The organism is Halorubrum sp. SD612 (assembly GCF_002135005.1).
Genome location: NZ_NEWI01000063.1, coordinates 1 through 16764, shown reverse-complemented (window position 1 = coordinate 16764; position 16764 = coordinate 1). Strand labels below are relative to the sequence as shown.

Annotated in this window: 13 protein-coding genes and 1 tRNA gene; 8 read left to right on the top strand and 6 right to left on the bottom strand. The window is 70.1% G+C overall.

The features are described from left to right. The 3 genes from B9G38_RS08870 to B9G38_RS08860 form a co-directional block, all read right to left on the bottom strand. On the bottom strand, window positions 1-1231 hold a 1231-nt coding region (locus tag B9G38_RS08870; protein ID WP_086220150.1), incomplete at its 3' end, for a SipW-dependent-type signal peptide-containing protein. 128 nt (window positions 1232-1359) lie between these two features. Beyond that, window positions 1360-2676 (bottom strand): SipW-dependent-type signal peptide-containing protein, encoded by a 1317-nt coding sequence (locus B9G38_RS08865; protein ID WP_086220149.1) that lies wholly within the window; start codon window positions 2674-2676, stop codon window positions 1360-1362. 123 nt (window positions 2677-2799) lie between these two features. Next, the gene (locus tag B9G38_RS08860; RefSeq protein WP_086220148.1) at window positions 2800-4269 is read right to left on the bottom strand and encodes a VWA domain-containing protein; all 1470 of its coding nucleotides are present in this window, start codon (window positions 4267-4269) and stop codon (window positions 2800-2802) included. A gap of 393 nt (window positions 4270-4662) precedes the next feature. Between B9G38_RS08860 and B9G38_RS08855 the strand changes: the two genes are divergently transcribed. After that, complete coding sequence (locus B9G38_RS08855) at window positions 4663-5193, top strand: hypothetical protein (RefSeq protein WP_086220147.1); 531 nt, start codon at window positions 4663-4665, stop codon at window positions 5191-5193. 65 nt (window positions 5194-5258) lie between these two features. Here the strand turns inward: B9G38_RS08855 and B9G38_RS08850 are convergent, their stop codons facing one another. Next, window positions 5259-6155: a hypothetical protein gene (locus B9G38_RS08850; protein WP_086220146.1), complete on the bottom strand. Its 897-nt coding sequence runs from the start codon at window positions 6153-6155 to the stop codon at window positions 5259-5261. Between the two features lie 274 nt (window positions 6156-6429). On the opposite strand from B9G38_RS08850, the gene B9G38_RS08845 reads away from it, so the two are divergent. From B9G38_RS08845 to azf, 4 genes are all read left to right on the top strand, one after another. Further along, complete coding sequence (locus B9G38_RS08845) at window positions 6430-6984, top strand: hypothetical protein (protein WP_086220145.1); 555 nt, start codon at window positions 6430-6432, stop codon at window positions 6982-6984. A 109-nt stretch (window positions 6985-7093) separates the two neighbouring features. Next, window positions 7094-9757, top strand: coding sequence for a DNA mismatch repair protein MutS (gene mutS / locus B9G38_RS08840; RefSeq protein WP_086220144.1), 2664 nt, complete (start codon window positions 7094-7096; stop codon window positions 9755-9757). Between the two features lie 70 nt (window positions 9758-9827). After that, entirely contained in the window at window positions 9828-10178 is a 351-nt protein-coding gene (sepF, locus tag B9G38_RS08835) for a cell division protein SepF (protein ID WP_086220143.1), read from the top strand. A 119-nt stretch (window positions 10179-10297) separates the two neighbouring features. Beyond that, the gene (gene azf, locus B9G38_RS08830) at window positions 10298-11200 is read left to right on the top strand and encodes an NAD-dependent glucose-6-phosphate dehydrogenase Azf (RefSeq protein ID WP_086220142.1); all 903 of its coding nucleotides are present in this window, start codon (window positions 10298-10300) and stop codon (window positions 11198-11200) included. A 40-nt stretch (window positions 11201-11240) separates the two neighbouring features. On the opposite strand, the gene B9G38_RS08825 is transcribed toward azf, so the two are convergent. After that, window positions 11241-11906 (bottom strand): hypothetical protein, encoded by a 666-nt coding sequence (locus B9G38_RS08825; RefSeq protein ID WP_086220141.1) that lies wholly within the window; start codon window positions 11904-11906, stop codon window positions 11241-11243. Between the two features lie 257 nt (window positions 11907-12163). Here B9G38_RS08825 and B9G38_RS08820 point away from each other — a divergent pair, with 257 nt between their 5' ends. Next, window positions 12164-13999 (top strand): cation:proton antiporter, encoded by a 1836-nt coding sequence (locus B9G38_RS08820; RefSeq protein WP_086220140.1) that lies wholly within the window; start codon window positions 12164-12166, stop codon window positions 13997-13999. A 539-nt stretch (window positions 14000-14538) separates the two neighbouring features. Here B9G38_RS08820 and B9G38_RS08815 read toward each other — a convergent pair. Next, window positions 14539-14611: transfer RNA gene (locus B9G38_RS08815), tRNA-Arg, on the bottom strand. A 267-nt stretch (window positions 14612-14878) separates the two neighbouring features. Here B9G38_RS08815 and B9G38_RS08810 point away from each other — a divergent pair. Beyond that, the gene (locus B9G38_RS08810) at window positions 14879-16366 is read left to right on the top strand and encodes a single-stranded DNA binding protein (RefSeq protein WP_086220139.1); all 1488 of its coding nucleotides are present in this window, start codon (window positions 14879-14881) and stop codon (window positions 16364-16366) included. 91 nt (window positions 16367-16457) lie between these two features. Further along, the coding region (locus tag B9G38_RS08805) for a histone family protein (protein WP_086220138.1) at window positions 16458-16764 on the top strand (307 nt) is incomplete at its 3' end.

Below are 16764 nucleotides of genomic sequence, written 5' to 3'. Positions count from 1 at the left end.
CCGGCCGGCGTCGCTCGTCCGGGTCCACGGGTTCGGAGAACTGGGTGCTGCCGGTCCCGTTGAACGACTCGCCGTCGGAGAGGACGATGTTCCGGTACTCGACGCCGCCGCGGCCGTTCGCGTCGAGTTCGCCCTGCGCGTCGTCGACGCCCTCGCCGATGTACGTCCCCGTCGCGATGCCGTTCGCGTTCGAGAACGGATCCGCGTCGCTGTCGTCGACGTCGGGGTCGTTGTTCGTCCCGCTGACGACGTTCGCGAGCTTCTTCCGGAGCCCGTCGAGCGCGTCGTCGACGTCGTCGAGGTCGGCCGTCAGCGGCTGGAGGATCCCCGTCCGGGGCTCGGCGTCGCCGCTGCCCTCGCCGTCGAAGTACGCGACGCCGACCTGGACGTCGGACCCCTGCGACTGGAGGTAGTCGACGAACTGACGGGTGCCCAGCTCGACGAGGTCGATCTTCGTCGTCTCGTCGTAGGTGGTGCCGCCCACCGTGATCTCGTCCCCGCTCACCACGCCGCCGTACTGCTCGTACAGCATCGACCCCGAGAAGTCGAGCGTCAGCATGATGTCGACGGGCTCCGCGCCGTCGTACACGTTGTCGCAGTCCTCGTCGTACCAGAGCCGCGCCTCGATGGCGTCACCGAGGTCGCCCATGTTGCCCGGGTCGACGAGCAGCTCGGGCTCGGTGGCGGTGTTCCCGTCGTCGTCGACGTTGGCCGCCTGCATCCAGATGTAGCCGGGGTTGTCACAGAGGTGGAGCGAGAAGGTGATCTCGCCGGAGTCGCCGGGCTTCACGTCGGTGAGCTGGACGAGGCTTCCCATCTCCTCGCCCGTGACCGGGTCCGTGCCGAAGTCCGCCTCCTCTAGCGGCGGGATGTTCTCGCAGGTCAACACCGAGAGGTTCGCCCCGTTGCTGTCCGGGTCGGTCTCGTCCGGGAAGTCGCTGTACGCGAACACCTCGCCGTCGACCTCGACGGACTGCTCGCCGTCGCCGTCGTGGTCCGGGTGCGCGCTGACGAACTGGCGGCCCTCGCCGAAGTCGTAGGTCTGTTGCCAGTCGACGAGCAGGTCGAGCTGGCCCGCGGTGAGGGTGTTCCCGTCGAACGACTCGGTGTCGTTGAAGTACGCCGTGGTGCCGAGGCCCGCGCCCGCCGAGGCCACGCCCACCGCGCCGAGGCCGGCCAGCACCGTTCGCCGCGACAGTCCGATCGTGTCCATTTTTTCGTTGTCTGTCATGAGTGTAATTCCCCGAAGGGAGTCCCACCGACGGAGTCGAACCGTCGTCCCGGCCGCCCGCGCGGGTCCGGATGGGTGGTGGTCGGTCGGACGACCGTCACGCCGCCCGAAGCGGCGTCGTCAGCGACTCAGTCGCTGAACTCGACCGCGTCGCTGCTGTCGAGGAAGTCGGGCCCGACCGCGGGGTCGTCGTTGACCTTCGCGACCGGCCCCTCGCCGCCCGTGCTGCCGTATCCGAGCAGCCGGAACGTCGAGTTGATGTCGCTGTTCGGGACCCCGAACACGATCGTGTTCCCGACCTTCGCCGCCGAGAAGCCGGCCGGGAGCGACTGAGCAGCGCCGTAGCTTCCGCCCGTGTTCTCGACGTATCCGAACGGCGCGTCCGGGAAGCCGGCGTTCGGCTGCCAGATGACCTGCCAGTCGTGGGTGCCGTCGGCGTCCGCGTCGACCGCCACGGGGAGATTCGTGCTGGCGTAGTCCGCGGTGTCGAGGAAGTCGACGCCGTCGCCGTCGTCGGCGAACGCGAAGCTCAGAACGGTCTGGTTCTGGCCGAACGAGACGCTGGTGTAGACGTTACCCTCGGTGGGGTTCGCTAGGGCCTGGCCCTTCCAGTCGTTGTCGTACGCGGTGACGACGGTCTCGTCGACGCAGGGGTTGTGCGTCCCGTCGTTGTGACGCGACTGGACGGCGTAGAACTCGAAGTCGAATTCGACCGAGTCCGTCTGGATCTCGTTTCCGACGCTCGTCGGCACCTCCCAGGTGAAGCAGACGCACTGCTCGTCGATGTTCGGCTCGCCGTCGGTGAACGGCTCGGTGACGCCCTCGAACACGGGGCGGTCGGCGAGCGGCGCGTTCGGATCGCCGTCGCCGGAGAGCGGGACGCCCGCTTGGAGCGCGAGCATGACTTCCGCCAGCGATCCGGAGACGATGTCGTCGCCCTTCTCGCCGTCCGGGGTACAGTACGAGACTGTCACCTCCATCGCGTCCGCGAGGTCACCAGTGTCGGGGGTCTCATCGTCGTCCATTTCGGGCTCGCTCTGCCCGTTCTCGTCGTTCGCGGTCAGCTCGCCGCACATCCACATGTACGCGGGGTTGTCGACGATCGAGAAGCAGAACTCGCCCTCGCCGGAGTCGCCGGGCTTCAGGTCGGAGACCTGGATGCTCAGGGGTTCGCCCTCGATCTCTTGGCCCTCGATCCCGACGACGTTCCCGTCGATGTAGGTCCCCGACTCCGTCGAGTACTGCGCGTAGCTGCCCTGGTCCTCGGAGTAGTCGACGTGGACGAAGAGGTCGAGCGAGCCCGCCGTCAGGGTGTTGTTCTCGAACGTCTCGGTGTCGTTGAAGTACGCCGTGGTGCCGAGGCCCGCGCCCGCCGAGGCCACGCCGACCGCACCGAGTCCGACCAGCATCTTGCGCCGCGATAGTCCGATTGTGTCGTCGTTCATTGTGTATCATCCCCGAAGGGAACTCCCGGCGGCGGTCGCGAACCGCCGCATCGGCCGCCCGAAGGCGCCGAACCGGGAACCGGACGTGTCTCGTCGTCCGGAGTGACTGCGTTACTCCGCTGCTTACACGCTGGTGCTGTTCGCCTCCGTGCCGTTGAACGTCACCTGGGGGTCGTCGTTGTGCCGCGACTGCTCGGCGTAGAGGCCGATGTCGAAGGCCACCGAGTCGGTCTGGACCTCGTTTTCGACCGCCGCCGGGAGCGTCCACTCGAAGCCGATACACTGCGTGGTCGCGCCGGGGTACGGCTGGCGACCCTCCTCCTGCCGGTCGCCGTCGAGCGGGTGGCCGTCGGCGAGGAAGGTTCCGAAGAAGTCGGCCATCGACCCCTCGAAGATCTTCAGCTCGCCCGCGAGGACGATCTGCGCGATCTCGGAGTAGACGGTGTCGAGGTCGGCCGGGTCCGGCGCGACGAACGCGTCGTCGGGACTGGACGCGATGTTGTTCTCGAGGAACGACGTCGCGGCGCCCGCGCCCAGCGCGATGGTGAAGATGCGGATGCCCGCGTTCTTCGCTGTCATCGCGGCGCTCGTCGCGGCGCTCGTGTTGGACGGCTGACCGTCGGTGAGGACGATCATCACCTTCGACGCGCCGGCCGTCGCGTTCGCCCCGGACTGGAGTTCGGTGGAGCCGGTGGCGATCCCCTGGCCCATGTCAGTCCCGCCGCCCGCGGTGTACAGGTCGATGGCGTCCTTGACCGCCTGGTAGTCCGTCGTGAGCCCCTGGTCGAGGCTCGCGCCGTTCGAGAACGAGATGGCCGCCGCCTCGTCGGGGCTCGAAAGGTTGTCGACGAAGTCCTTCGCGGCGGTCTGTAGGTCGCCGATCTCCTGGCTCATCGAGCCGGAGACGTCGCTGACCAGCGCGACTTCCAGTTCCTGCTGCTGACCCGTGCCCGTGGGCTCGTACACGTTGTCGCAGTCCTCGTCGTACCAGACGCAGACCTCGATGGCGTCGGCGAGCTCGCCGACCCCGTCGGCGTCCTCGCCCTCCTGTTCCATCTCGGGCTCGCTCTGCCCGTTCTCGGCGTTCTCGGTCAGCTCGCCCGAGCGGTAGAGGAACGCGGGGTTGTCACAGATGTGGACGCTGATCGTCACCTCGCCGGAGTCGCCGGGCTTCACGTCTTCGAGCGTGAACACCGGGATCCCGTCGCCGTTGATGAGGAATTCGTCGGCCGTGTCAGAACAGAAGTCGAACTCCCCGCTTTCGCCCTGAACCACGCTCTCCCACTCTTGCCACTCGGCGGTGGTGGGCGCCTGCCCGAGCAGGTAGCGTCCGTCGCCGAGGTCCTCGGCGTCCGGGTAGCCCATGTCGATGACATCGTCCAGACGGCCGGGGCCGCCGAGGTACGTCGACTTGTAGTCCAGCTTGAGGTCGAGCTCGCCCGCGGTGAGCGTGTTGCCCTCGAACGTCTCCGTGTCGTTGAAGTACGCCGTGGTACCGAGTCCAGCGCCCGCGGAGGCCACGCCGACGGCACCGAGGCCGGCGAGGACTTTGCGCCGCGAGAGGCCGATTTTGTCGTTTGTGTCTTGGCTCATGCTTTCTCCCCCGACCCGCCCCCCGTCCGCGATGGGCTGACCGAATCGGTTACTTCCCCCTCCGAGGGGTACCGACCTAGTTACGCGTTCCCACGTCACCGTCGAACGGCCGATTCCAGCGGGTAGAACGTCTCGCGGAACCGGTCAAAGGATGCGTTCGATCGGCGGTCCGACGCCCCTACCCCGGTAGTTGTTGCTGGTATGTTACCCGTACCGCCGCCGCCGAACGCGGCACGAAGACCGTACTCGACGGGCCGAATCCGACAGGAACCCCGTACCTCCCCCTCCGGATCGGCGACCGCGAGCGGTAGCGCGCCCATACATATACCCTCGTCCGACGCAGTGGGCGACAGAACCCGGACGCCGCCGAGCGCGGCCGCCCGAACCCCAATCATGAAACTCCGCAACGACGTGCTTCCGGCCGAACAGGTGTACGCTATCCTCGCCAACGAGCGCCGACGGCGCGCGATCGAACAGCTCGGCGCCGTCGGCGGGACCGTCTCCGTCAACGAGCTGTCGACGCTCATCGCGGGCCGCGAGACCGGAGAGAGCCCGCCGCCGACGCGCTGCCGCGAGAGCGTGTACACGTCGCTGGTCCAGACGCACCTGCCGAAGCTGGCGGACGCGGGCGTGATAGCGTACGACCGCGACTCGCAGACCATCGAGCTCTCGGGACGCGCCCGCGACGTGCGGCTCTACACGGAGGTCCTCGCGCCCGGCGGCGCGACGTGGTCGGAGCTGTACCGCGCGCTCGCGGTGGCCTCGCTGCTCGTCGTGCTCGCCGCCCTCCTCGACGTCCCGCTCGTGTCGGCCGTCGACCCCGTGCTGTGGACCAGCCTCGCGCTCGGCGCCTTCGCCGCCGCGAGCGCCGTCCAGCTGTGGGTCAACCGCTTCTCGGTGCTGCGACAGCTTCGGCTCCGGTGACTTGGCTCGAAAAAGGGCTCCTTCTCCGTCGTACTCCGCTCTCCCATCCGAACCGTGGGTCCCCCCTACTCGGCGGCGACCGCGACCGACTCCGGGAGGCGCAGTTCGAACAGCCGCGCGTCGCAGCCGGCGCATCGTCCGGCGACCACGTCGTAGCTCGAACAGCAGGACTCGACGACGCGCTCTTCGAGCCCGACTTCGCCGGCGCAGCTCGGACACTCGTCGACGAACAGCCTGAGCGCGCCGAGCACCGCGCTGCGGTCCGCGAGCGCCAGCGCCGTCCAGTCGCCGCGGGTCGCCGTCAGCACGCGGTCGGCCGCGGCGTCCGCCCGGAACGCCGCGCGCGACTCCCAGTGGCCGATCTTCTCGTCGCCCGCGTACGCGAACCCGACGCCCTCGTACCAGTCGATCGCCAGCTCGTCGGCGTCGATCCCGGTGAGCGTCGCGAGCGCCGCCACGTCATCGCGGTCGCTTCGGTCCCCGTCGACGCCGGTGTCCCTCGGATCGCCCGTCGCCGCCGCCCGCCACGCCGACGCGAACTCGGGCGCGAACGCGAAGTCGTCGCCAGCGGGCGTCTCGACGAGGATGTCGGCGTCGAGCAGGTACGTCTCCGGATCGACCTCGCCCGACGGACGGGCGGCTATCCCCCTCGAACCGGGCGTTTTCCCGAACAGCGCGAGGACGCGCTCGGGGAGGTACCGCTTCGTGAGTTCGGGCGTGCCCGGAACGAGGTAGCCGCGCAGCCAGATCGCCGCGAGCGCGGCGCCGAACCCGGCCGCGCCGAGGAGCGGGCCGCCGACCGCGGCCACCGCGGCCGCCCCCGCCGCAGCGATCGCGACGTTGACGGCGGTACAGGGCAGACAGCGGTTCCCGCCGGTGTACTCGGGCCGTCGGAGTCGGTCGGCGGCGGCGCGCGCGGGCTCTCGAAGGCGACCCCCGGCCGTGTCTGGTGACGCGTTCATACCGTCTGCGGACGGCGCGTCCCGTCCTATGTATGCGCCGCCTACCGCCGCCGCCGCGCGCCTAGTGCCCGATCCGATCGTTACAGAATTATAACAGTATCGGGCGTTTCTTGCCCTCTACTGGAGCTGCTATTTTAAAACCGCGATTATATCGATTCTCAGCTCGTTTGCGTGTGTTTTGTGAACCGAGATCTGTTGTGATCGCTGTCGTCGAATTAATAGAAAGTGATATGTAATATCGGGTTAATATACACTCAGTTCAAATGGGTGAGCCATGACACCGCAACTCATCGGGTCGGAAGAACCCTCGCCCGCCGACGCGGACGGTCCGTCGTGCGACGAGGTGTTCACGGCGCTGAGCAACGCGCGACGGCGGAACGTGATCAGGTACCTGAAGACCAACGGGGCCGAGGCGCGCGTCCGCGACATCGCCGAGCAGCTGGCGGCGTGGGAGAACGACCTCGAGATCCCCGAGGTGACGTACAAGCAGCGCAAGCGAGTGTACACGGCGCTTCACCAGTCCCACCTCCCGAAGCTGGCCGCCAGTGGGTTCATCGACTACGAGTCCGATCGGGGGTTGGTGTCGCTCACCGAGGAGAGCCGGCAGCTGGAGGTGTACCTGGAGATCGTCTCGGACAACGAGATCCTCTGGAGCGAGTACTACGTCGGGCTCGCGGTGGTGTGCGGGCTGCTGGCGACGGCGGCGTGGGCGGGTACCGTGCCGTTCGCCGGAGTTCCGGGGTACGCGTACGCGACGCTCTTCGCGCTCGTGTTCGCCGTCTCCGGGATCGTCCATCGCTCGTCGACGAAGCGGAACCGCCTCGGGTGATCTTGCGCGGACGCGCGGGATGGCCCGAACCGGACCGCGCGGGATGGCCCGAACCGGACCGCGCGGACACCCGCAGGGTTTTACCCTCACACGGCGGGAGTACGGACATATGGCAACGGGGATCGTCGGGGAGTTCCTCGATCTCAAGGCGGAGACGGACGCTGACGTCCTCGCGATGCAGTGCGGCGACTTCTACGAGTTCTTCGCGGACGACGCCGAGCTGGTCGCCGACGAGCTCGACCTCACCGTGTCACAGAAGTCCTCCCACGGCTCGTCGTACCCGATGGCGGGCGTGCCGCTCTCGGAGCTGACGCCGTACGTGAACGCCCTCGTCGAGCGCGGCTACCGGGTCGCGGTCGCCGACCAGTACGACACCGACGACGGCGGCCACGCCCGCGAGATCGTCCGCGTCGTCACGCCCGGTACGGTCTTGGAGACGAGCGACGACGACGCGCGCTACCTCGCCGCGGTGGTCCGCGAAGACGAGGCGGACCCCGACGCGGACGGCCCCTACGGGCTCGCGTTCGCCGACGTGACCACGGGCCGGTTCCTCGCCACGACGGTCGACGGCGGCGGCGACCTGCGCGCCGAGCTCTACCGGTTCGACCCGGCCGAGGTGCTGCCCGGCCCGCGGGTCCGGAACGACGACGACCTCCTCGCGGCGGTCCGCGAGGACCTCTCGGGGCGCGTGACCGCCTTCGACGGGGAGGCGTTCGCGCCCGGGCGCGCCGAACACGCGGTGCGCGAGCAGTTCGGCCGCGAGACGACCGACAGCGTCGGGCTCGACTCGGACCTCGCGGTCCGCGCGGCGGGCGCGGTCCTCTCGTACGTCGAGGAGACGGGCGCGGGCGTGCTGGCCTCGATGACCCGCCTCACCGCCTACGCCGACGCCGACCGCGTCGACGTGGACGCGACCACGCAGCGTAACCTGGAGATCACGGAGACGATGCGGGGCGACGCCGACGGCTCGCTGTTCGACACGGTCGACCACACCGTCACGGCCGCCGGCGGTCGGCTGCTCCGCGAGTGGCTCACCCGACCGCGTCGCGACCGCGAGTCGCTCGCGGCCCGGCTCGACGCGGTCGAGGCGCTGGCCTCCGCGGCGCTCGCGCGGGACCGGCTCCGCGAGGTCCTCGGCGACGCGTACGACCTCGAACGCCTCGCCGCGCGGACGACGAGCGGGACCGCGGGCGCGCGCGAACTGCTCTCGGTCCGCGACACGCTCGCGCTGCTGCCGGACCTCGCGGACGCGCTCGACGGGACCGCCCTCGCCGACTCGCCCGCGGCCGCCGTCCTCGACCGCGTCGACCGCGAGCGCGCGGCCGACCTGCGCGAGGAGCTCGCCGAGGCGCTCGCCGCGGACCCGCCGAATGCGAAGACGGGCGGCGGACTGCTGAAGGAGGGGTACGACGACGAGCTCGACGAGCTGATCGAGCGCCACGAGGCGGCGAAGTCGTGGCTCGACGGGCTCGCCGAGCGCGAGAAGCGAACGCACGGGCTCAGCCACGTCACCGTCGACCGCAACAAGACGGACGGCTACTACATCCAGGTCGGGAAGTCGGTCGCGGATCAGGTGCCGGAGCACTACCGCGAGGTCAAGACGCTGAAGAACTCGAAGCGGTTCGTCACCGACGAGCTCGCCGAGAAGGAGCGGGAGGTCCTCCGCTTGGAGGAGGCCCGCGGCGACCTGGAGTACGAGCTGTTCGAGGAGCTGCGCGAGCGCGTCGCCGAGCGCGCCGAGCTGCTCCAGGACGCCGGGCGGGCGGTCGCGGAGCTCGACGCGCTCGCCTCGCTCGCGACCCACGCGGCCCGCCGGGACTGGACGCGCCCGGAGCTGACCGACGAGCGACGGCTCGACGTGGAGGCCGGGCGCCACCCCGTCGTCGAGGGGACGACCGACTTCGTCCCGAACGACCTCCGGCTCGACGCGGAGCGCGGCTTCCTCATCGTCACCGGGCCGAACATGAGCGGGAAGTCGACGTACATGCGGCAGGCCGCGCTGATCCAGCTGCTCGCGCAGGCGGGCTCGTTCGTTCCCGCGCGCGCGGCCGAGGTCGGGCTGGTCGACGGCATCTACACCCGGGTCGGCGCGCTCGACGAGCTGGCGCAGGGCCGGTCGACGTTCATGGTCGAGATGCAGGAGCTGTCGAACATCCTCCACTCGGCGACCGAGGACTCGCTCGTCATCCTCGACGAGGTCGGCCGCGGCACCGCCACCTACGACGGGATCTCGATCGCGTGGGCCGCCACGGAGTACCTCCACAACGAGGTCCGCGCGCGGACCCTCTTCGCCACCCACTACCACGAGCTGACGACGCTCGCCGACCACCTCCCCCGCGTCGCGAACGTCCACGTCGCCGTCGACGAGCGCGACGGCGAGGTGACGTTCCTCCGCACCGTCCGCGACGGCCCGACGAACCGCTCGTACGGGGTCCACGTCGCCGACCTCGCGGGGGTCCCCGACCCCGTCGTCTCCCGCGCGGACGAGGTCTTAGACCGGCTCCGCGAGGAGAAGGCGATCGAGGCGCGCGGCTCGCGGAGCGGCGGGAACGGGGACGCCCCCGACGAGGGGGCGAGCGCGCCCTCCCGGAACGGGGGCGGCGCGGCCGAGTCGGCGTCGACGTCGGGGGCGACGGGCCCCGACGCCGAGCCGGCGCGGCCCGACCCCGAGACCCGCGCCGTGATCGAGGAGCTGCGCGACGTCGACGTCGCGGCGACCCCCCCGGTCGAGCTGCTCTCGCGGGTCCAGGAGTGGCAAGAGCAGCTGGAGTGAGCCGAGCGCGGCCGGGCCGCCCGGTGTGTCTGACGTAAGAACTAATGTCCGACCTCGTCGTGTGGTGTGTATGGGCATCATGAGCAAGATCCTCGGCGGGAGCGGGAGCCGCTCCGTCGACGACTACGTCGAACTCGACGCGGACGACTTCGCCGACGCGCACGCGGAGACGGGCACGCAGGTACACTTCGCCGAGATCGCCGACCAGAGCGACGTCATCCCGATCAAGGACGCGGTGTACGACGGCGACTTCGTCATCGCCGACATCACCCGCCACTCAACGTCGGACCGGACGATAGAACACGTCTACGACGAGCTCCGCCAGGTGGTCCAGGAGGTCGACGGCGACATCGTCCAGAAGGGCGACGACCAGATCATCGTCACCCCCACCGGCGTGAAGGTCTCGCGACAGAAGCTTTAACGCCGCATTTCGGCGGTTTCGCCGAGTCCCCCTCCCGCCGTCCGGCCTTTTCCACTCCCGTTCGGTGCCACCGGTCGAACCGTGTCATATATGCCCGTCTCCCGCCCACGTAGAGTCGAATGGACGAGCCGGTCCTCCTGACGGGCGCCGGCGGACGGGTGGGACAGGCCATCCTCCGCGGCATCGGCGACGACTACGACTGGCGGCTCCTCGACCGGGAGCCCCTCCCGGCCGCGAAGGTGCCCGACGGGGTCACCGACGCCGACCGGTACGTCGCCGACATCACCGACGAGCGCGCCGTCCGCGAGGCGGTCGCCGACGTCGGCGCGGTGATCCACCTCGCCGGCGACCCGCGGAAGACGGCGCCGTGGGACTCGGTCCTCCGGAACAACATCGACGGGACGCAGGTCGTGATGCGCGCGGCCGCCGAGGCCGGCGTCGAGCGGTTCGCGTTCGCCTCCTCGAACCACGCCGTCGGCGGCTACGAGACCGAGGACCGCACGCCCGACCTGTACCGCCCCGAGGACGACTACCGGCTCGACGGCAGCGAACTCCCCCGCCCCGGTAACCTCTACGGCGTCTCCAAGGCCGCGGGCGAGTCGCTGGGGCGCTTCTACCACGACGAGTTCGGGATGAGCGTCGTCTGCGTGCGGATCGGCAACCTCACCAAGGACCATCCGCCCCGCGAGTACGAGCGCGGGCAGGCGATGTGGCTCTCCCACCGCGACTGCGCGCACCTGTTCGACCGGTGTCTCCGCGCCGAGTACGGCTACGAGATCGTGTACGGCATCTCGAACAACGACCGCCGCTACTACTCGATCGAGCGCGCCCGCGAGGCGCTCGGCTACGACCCCGCGGACAACTCCGGCGACTACACCTTCGAGGGCAAACCCAAATCCGACAGCGACACCGAGGCGAACGGCGGTCGCTACGACGACGATTCGTTGGCGTCGGACGCCGATCGGCCCGCCCCCGAGTCGCCCGCCGAACCCAACTTCCCGGGGGACCCCGACGACGCCTGAGCGCCGCGCGACCCCGGGCCGCACCGAGCCCCGCGCCGCCTCAGAACAGGCCCTCGACGTCGCGCCGCCTCCGTTCCTCGCGATCGACGCGATCGCTCAGCCGCGCGGCCACCTGCGGTCGCGCGTCCGGCGTCCGGAGGTACGCGAACAGCAGCTCCGAGAACACGGTCCGGCCCGTCCCGCGCTCCTCGCGGGCGAAGTCGGCGGCGCTCGCGAGCGCCTCCGGGTCGCCCGGGTCGCCCGCCCTCGCGAGCGCCGGCGCGGCGATACCCGCCGCCGCGAGCGGGAGCCCGTCGAACGTCGGCGCCTCGCCGTCGACGCGGATTCGCGGCGCGGTCGCCGGGTCCGGGTCTATCGGCGTCGACGCGAGCCGCTCCGCCCACTCCCGAACGGGAGCCAGCGCGACTCCCCGAGAATCGCCGACGCTCGCCAGCGCCGCGAGGGCGTCGTCGGCGCGCTCCGCGCCCTCGGACGGGTCGTCCTCGAGCGCGCGGTGCGCCGCCGCCGCGGCCGCGGCCAGCCCTCGGCGCAGCCGCTCGCCGTCGTCGCTCTCGTCGCCGTCCGGCGGTCGCCGCACACCGCTCCAGACCTCGCGCGCCGCGACGAACCGCCCCTCGTTGAACAGCGCGGCGCCGGCGGTGATCGCGACTGCGGCCGGCGGCGCGTCGCGCCCGTCTCGGTTCGGCCCGGTGTCGCGGTCGGTCACGCCTCGCGGTCGGCGGCGACGACTGATAAATGGCGAGTTCCGCGACGGGGGGAGCGGGGTCGGTCGCCCCCGGCGGACGGGTCGGGCCTCCCGGGCGCCGCCGTCCGGTAGCCGGAGCGCTCGGTCGACCGGGCCCGGGTATCGCCGGTGAAGCGTCGCGCCGACGGCGGCGAATCGGTCGGCCGATGCGGCCCACCAGTACACTAAGGGAGTCGGAGCGCGTACTCACGGTAGACGTGTCCAGTAGCCTGCTGCCGGTGATCGCGATGATACTCGTGTCGGGACTCGCGGTCCAGCTGCTCGCTCACCGGTTCCGGGTGCCGAGCGTCATCTTCTACCTCGCTATCGGGGTAGTGTTGGGGCCCGAACTGCTGGGGCTGGTCACGCTGGAGACGTTCGGCGACGGACTGGAGATCATCGTCGGACTCAGCGTCGCGATCATCGTCTTCGAGGGGGCGTTCGCGCTTCAGCTCGACCGGATCCGACGCGCGTCCACGGTGTCGCTGCGGCTCGTGACCGTCAGCGCGGTCGTGATGTTCCTCGGTACGGCGGCGGCGGTCCGCGCGTTCACGGACGGGACCTGGGAGATCGCGCTGCTGATCGGCGCGCTGCTGGTGGCGACGGGGCCGACCGTCATCACGCCGATCCTCAACGTGGTCCGGGTGCGCGACCACGTCGCGACCGCGTTAGAGACCGAGGGGATCGTCAACGACGTGACGGCCGCGATCGTCGCGGTCGTGATCTTCGAGACGCTGCTGCTCGACGACCTCGGCGTCCCCGCGACGGTGGTCTCGTTCCTCCAGCGGTTCGGCGTCGGCGTCGCCGCGGGGCTGCTCGCGACCGTCATCATCTACCTCCTCCTAGACAGTGACCTCGTTCCCGAACGCGACGTGCAGGCGTCGCAGTTCCTCGTGTTGTCGGCCGCGATCGGATCCTTCGCCGCCGCGGAGGCCGTCGCCGCGGAGGCGGGCATCGCGGCGGCCGCGACGAGCGGGATCCTCCTCGGCAACCTCGGTCTCGACAACCGCGAGGAGATAGAGAAGTTCGCACAGAACACGACGACGATCGTCTTATCCTTCGTGTTCATCTCGCTGGCCGCGCTGATCGACGTCGAGGCGATCGCGGGGCTCGGCCTCGGCGTGGTCACGCTCGTCGCCGTCATCATGCTCGTCCTCCGGCCGCTTGGGGCGTTCCTCGCGACCCTCGGCGTCGAGCGGTTCACCCGGCCCGAGCGGCTGTTCATCGCGAGCGTCGGACCGCGGGGGATCATCCCGGCGAGCGTGGCGACGCTGTTCGCCATCGAGCTGGAGCTGGCCGGCAGCGTCGCCGCCGGCGAGCTGCTCGTCGGCACGGTGTTCGCGGTCATCTTCGCGACGGTCCTCGTCGAGGCGGGGCTCGCGCGGCAGATCGGAGAGTTCCTCGGAGTGTCACCAATGCGCACGATAATCATCGGCGGGGGTCGGGTCGGCCAGGCGCTCGCCACGCGACTGGAGAACAGGGGCGAGTACGTCGTCGTCGTCGAGACGGACCCGGAGGTGGTCGAGCGGGCGCGCTCGGCGGGGTTCACCGTCTACGAGGGCGACGGCAGCGACACGGAGACGCTCCGCGGCGCCCGCATCGAGGACGCCAAGCGGTTCATCACGACGACGGCCGACGACGACATCAACCTCCTCGCGTGTCAGCTCGCTATTACCAAGTTCGACGTCGACTCCGTCTACTCGCGGGTGAACGACCCGGACAACGTCGACGCCTTCGACAGCATCGGCGTCACCGGCATCGACGCGACGACGGCGACCGCGGTCGCCATCGACGACGAGATCGAGCGCCCCGCGCTCACCCACTGGATGAACGAGCTCGGCGACAGCCACGACGTCCAGGAGGTCGAGGTGACCTCGGCGGAGCTCGCGGGCAAGACCATCCGCGACCTCAACGCGCAGATCCCCGACGGCACCTTCGTCGCGGTCGTCAGCCGCGACGGCGAGAATCACGTCCCAACGGCCGACAGCGTCCTCGAAGTCGGCGACCACGTGACGTTCATCGGCAACACCGACGCGGTCCGCCGCGCGATGGACCGCTTCCACCCGCACGATTAAGACGTGAACTATATCGTTCGGATCGTCCGCGGAGGGACGGATGAGGCAGATGACCTGATGCTGGACTGTTTATAAACTCCCGACGACGGCGCGGCGAACACCGCCAAAGCCCCAGTCGCGAGGACTCGGTGCGCTCGCTGCGGTCCTCAGTCGGTCGCTAACGCTCCCTCCTTGCGGTCCTTGCTTCGCGCGCCTTCGTCCTCGCGACTGCCCCTTTGAGTCCCGCCCGGCACAGCGACCGCACCTCACGCCTCCCCAGCCTCGCGGCTCGCTCGGGGCTCCCTTCGGTCGCCCTCGCTCGCCGCGTCCCTCGCGCGTGCGACTCGCAGCCTGACGGCTGCTCGTCGGCACGCGCCACCGCAGAACCAAGTATCACCGAACGTGTCGCGTAGGACCCACACACTGCTCGCAACCGTCGTAACGTCGTAATTAAAGAACGTCCTGACGGAGTCCCACGCGAGCGAAGCGAGCGTGGGGCAAGTCAGGACGCGAACGCCGAAGCAGGCGCTCCGCGATGCGGAGCGCCTGCGAGAAGTGAGCGTCCTGACGGAGATTTGAACTCCGGTCCCTGGCTCCGCAAGCCAAGAGGATAGTCCACTACCCTACCAGGACTCATCTCCACGTACCGCGGTTGAACATAAGACGGTTACGGTCCGCGGCCCCCGTGCGTTCGGTCCGCACGCACCCCGGTGCGGGACGGACGCGTCGCGGCACGGATGAACACCTTTTGTACCGACGGGCCCCATGCGCCTCTATGAGACGCCTTCGAGCCGCGAGCGCGACCCGAACCGGTCGCTCCGGCGACCGGTCGGCTTCCGGCGCGAACCCCGGGCAACGGCAACGCTTATCCGCGAACTCGTCGACCACGGAGGTACGCGTATGGGAGCCATAGAGGAGGTGTACGAGGACCTCGACACCGACGTCGAGTTCGAGGAGTTCGAGGCCGCCGTCGAGGACAAGGTCGAGCAGATGGGCGGGCTCGCCGACGAGGAGACCGCCGCGATGCTCATCGCGCACGAGCTGCGCGACGAGGAGGCCGACACCATCGCCGACATCGAGCCGGGGATGAACGACGTGAAGTTCCTCGGGAAGGTGACCGCCATCGGCGAGGTCCGGACCTTCGAGCGCGACGACGAGGAGGCCGAGGAGGGCCGCGTGTGTAACGTCGACGTCGCCGACGCCTCCGGCTCCGTCCGGGTCGCGCTCTGGGACGACATGGCCGCGGCCGCGGAGGAAGAGCTCGAAGTCGGCCAGGTGCTCCGCGTCATGGGCCGCCCCAAGGAGGGGTACAGCGGCCTCGAAGTGAGCGCCGACAAGGTCGAACCCGACGAGGACGCCGAGGTCGACGTTCAGGTGCTCGACACCTACCGCGTCGAGGACCTCACGCTCGGCGCGTCCGACGTCGACCTCGTCGGGCAGGTGCTCGACACCGACTCGATCCGGACGTTCGACCGCGACGACGGGAGCGAGGGGCGCGTGGCCAACCTCACCGTCGGCGACGAGACCGGCCGCGTGCGCGTCACGCTGTGGGACGGCAAGGCCGACCTCGCCGAGGAGTTCGATCCCGGCGAGGTCGTCGAGGTCGGCGACGGCTACGTCCGCGAGCGCGACGGCGACTTAGAGCTCCACGTCGGCGACCGCGGCACGGTCGAGCGCGTCGACGAGGACGTCGAGTACGTCCCGGAGACGACCGACGTCGCCGACCTCGAAATCGGCCAGACGGTCGACGTCGGCGGCGGCGTCATCGAGACCGACCCGAAGCGGACGTTCGACCGCGACGACGGGAGCGAGGGGCAGGTCCGCAACGTCCGGATCAAAGACGAGACGGGAGAGATCCGCGTCGCGCTGTGGGGCGACAAGGCCGACCGCGAGATCGAGTTGGCCGACCGCGTCGTCTTCACCGACGTCGAGATCCAGGACGGCTGGCAGGACGACTTGGAGGCGTCCGCGAACTGGCGGTCGACGGTCACCGTCCTCGACGAGGGGTCGGACGCGGCGGTCGGCGCCGCGGACGGAGCGGCCGGGGGCGTCGAGTCCGAGAGCGACGGGCGCAGTGCCGACGAGACGGGCCTCGGCGCGTTCGCCGAGGACGGACAGAAGGCCGCCGCCGAGGCCGTCGCGGGCGAGTCCGCCGACGACGGGAGCGCCGCGAGCGCCGAGGGCGGCGCGGCGGCGGCGACGGCGGAGCGGTCGGGCGAAGACGTCGAGTTCACCGGCACGGTCGTCCAGACCGGGGACCCGGTCGTCCTCGACGACGGCCAGCAGACGAAGGCGGTCGACACCGACGCCGGCCTCCGGCTCGGCGAGGAGATCACCGTCCGCGGGCCCGAGCGCGACGGCACGATCGACGCGGACGACGTCTTCTGACCCCGTCGACCGCCGCGATCGCTCCCTTCCGAATCCGGCGGCGATGCGGCTAACGGAAAGCGTTATACGATACACGGACGCGACTGTGTGTATGAGTGTCGAGTTGCCGTTCGCGCCGGTCGACGGGATCATCCGGCGGAACGCGGGAGAACTCCGCGTCAGCGCGGACGCCGCCGAGGAGCTCGCCCGACGGATCCAGTCGCACGGCGCGGACCTGGCCGTCGACGCCGCCGAGAAGGCGACCGCGGACGGCCGGAAGACGCTGATGGCGGCGGACTTCGGCGTCGAGCAGGTCGTCAGCCGGGAGGACCTCACCCTGCCGGTCGCTCCCATCGACCGGATCGCTCGGCTCCGGATCGACGACCGGTATCGCGTGGGCGTCGACGCGCGGGTCGCGC

Coding starts and splice junctions, on each gene's coding strand:
- B9G38_RS08810 (WP_086220139.1), top strand. CDS start 14,879: ATGGGAGCCATAGAGGAGGTGTACGAGGACCTCGACACCGACGTCGAG.
- B9G38_RS08845 (WP_086220145.1), top strand. CDS start 6,430: ATGACACCGCAACTCATCGGGTCGGAAGAACCCTCGCCCGCCGACGCG.
- B9G38_RS08850 (WP_086220146.1), bottom strand. CDS start 6,155: ATGAACGCGTCACCAGACACGGCCGGGGGTCGCCTTCGAGAGCCCGCG.
- B9G38_RS08865 (WP_086220149.1), bottom strand. CDS start 2,676: ATGAACGACGACACAATCGGACTATCGCGGCGCAAGATGCTGGTCGGA.
- B9G38_RS08855 (WP_086220147.1), top strand. CDS start 4,663: ATGAAACTCCGCAACGACGTGCTTCCGGCCGAACAGGTGTACGCTATC.
- azf (WP_086220142.1), top strand. CDS start 10,298: ATGGACGAGCCGGTCCTCCTGACGGGCGCCGGCGGACGGGTGGGACAG.
- sepF (WP_086220143.1), top strand. CDS start 9,828: ATGGGCATCATGAGCAAGATCCTCGGCGGGAGCGGGAGCCGCTCCGTC.
- mutS (WP_086220144.1), top strand. CDS start 7,094: ATGGCAACGGGGATCGTCGGGGAGTTCCTCGATCTCAAGGCGGAGACG.
- B9G38_RS08860 (WP_086220148.1), bottom strand. CDS start 4,269: ATGAGCCAAGACACAAACGACAAAATCGGCCTCTCGCGGCGCAAAGTC.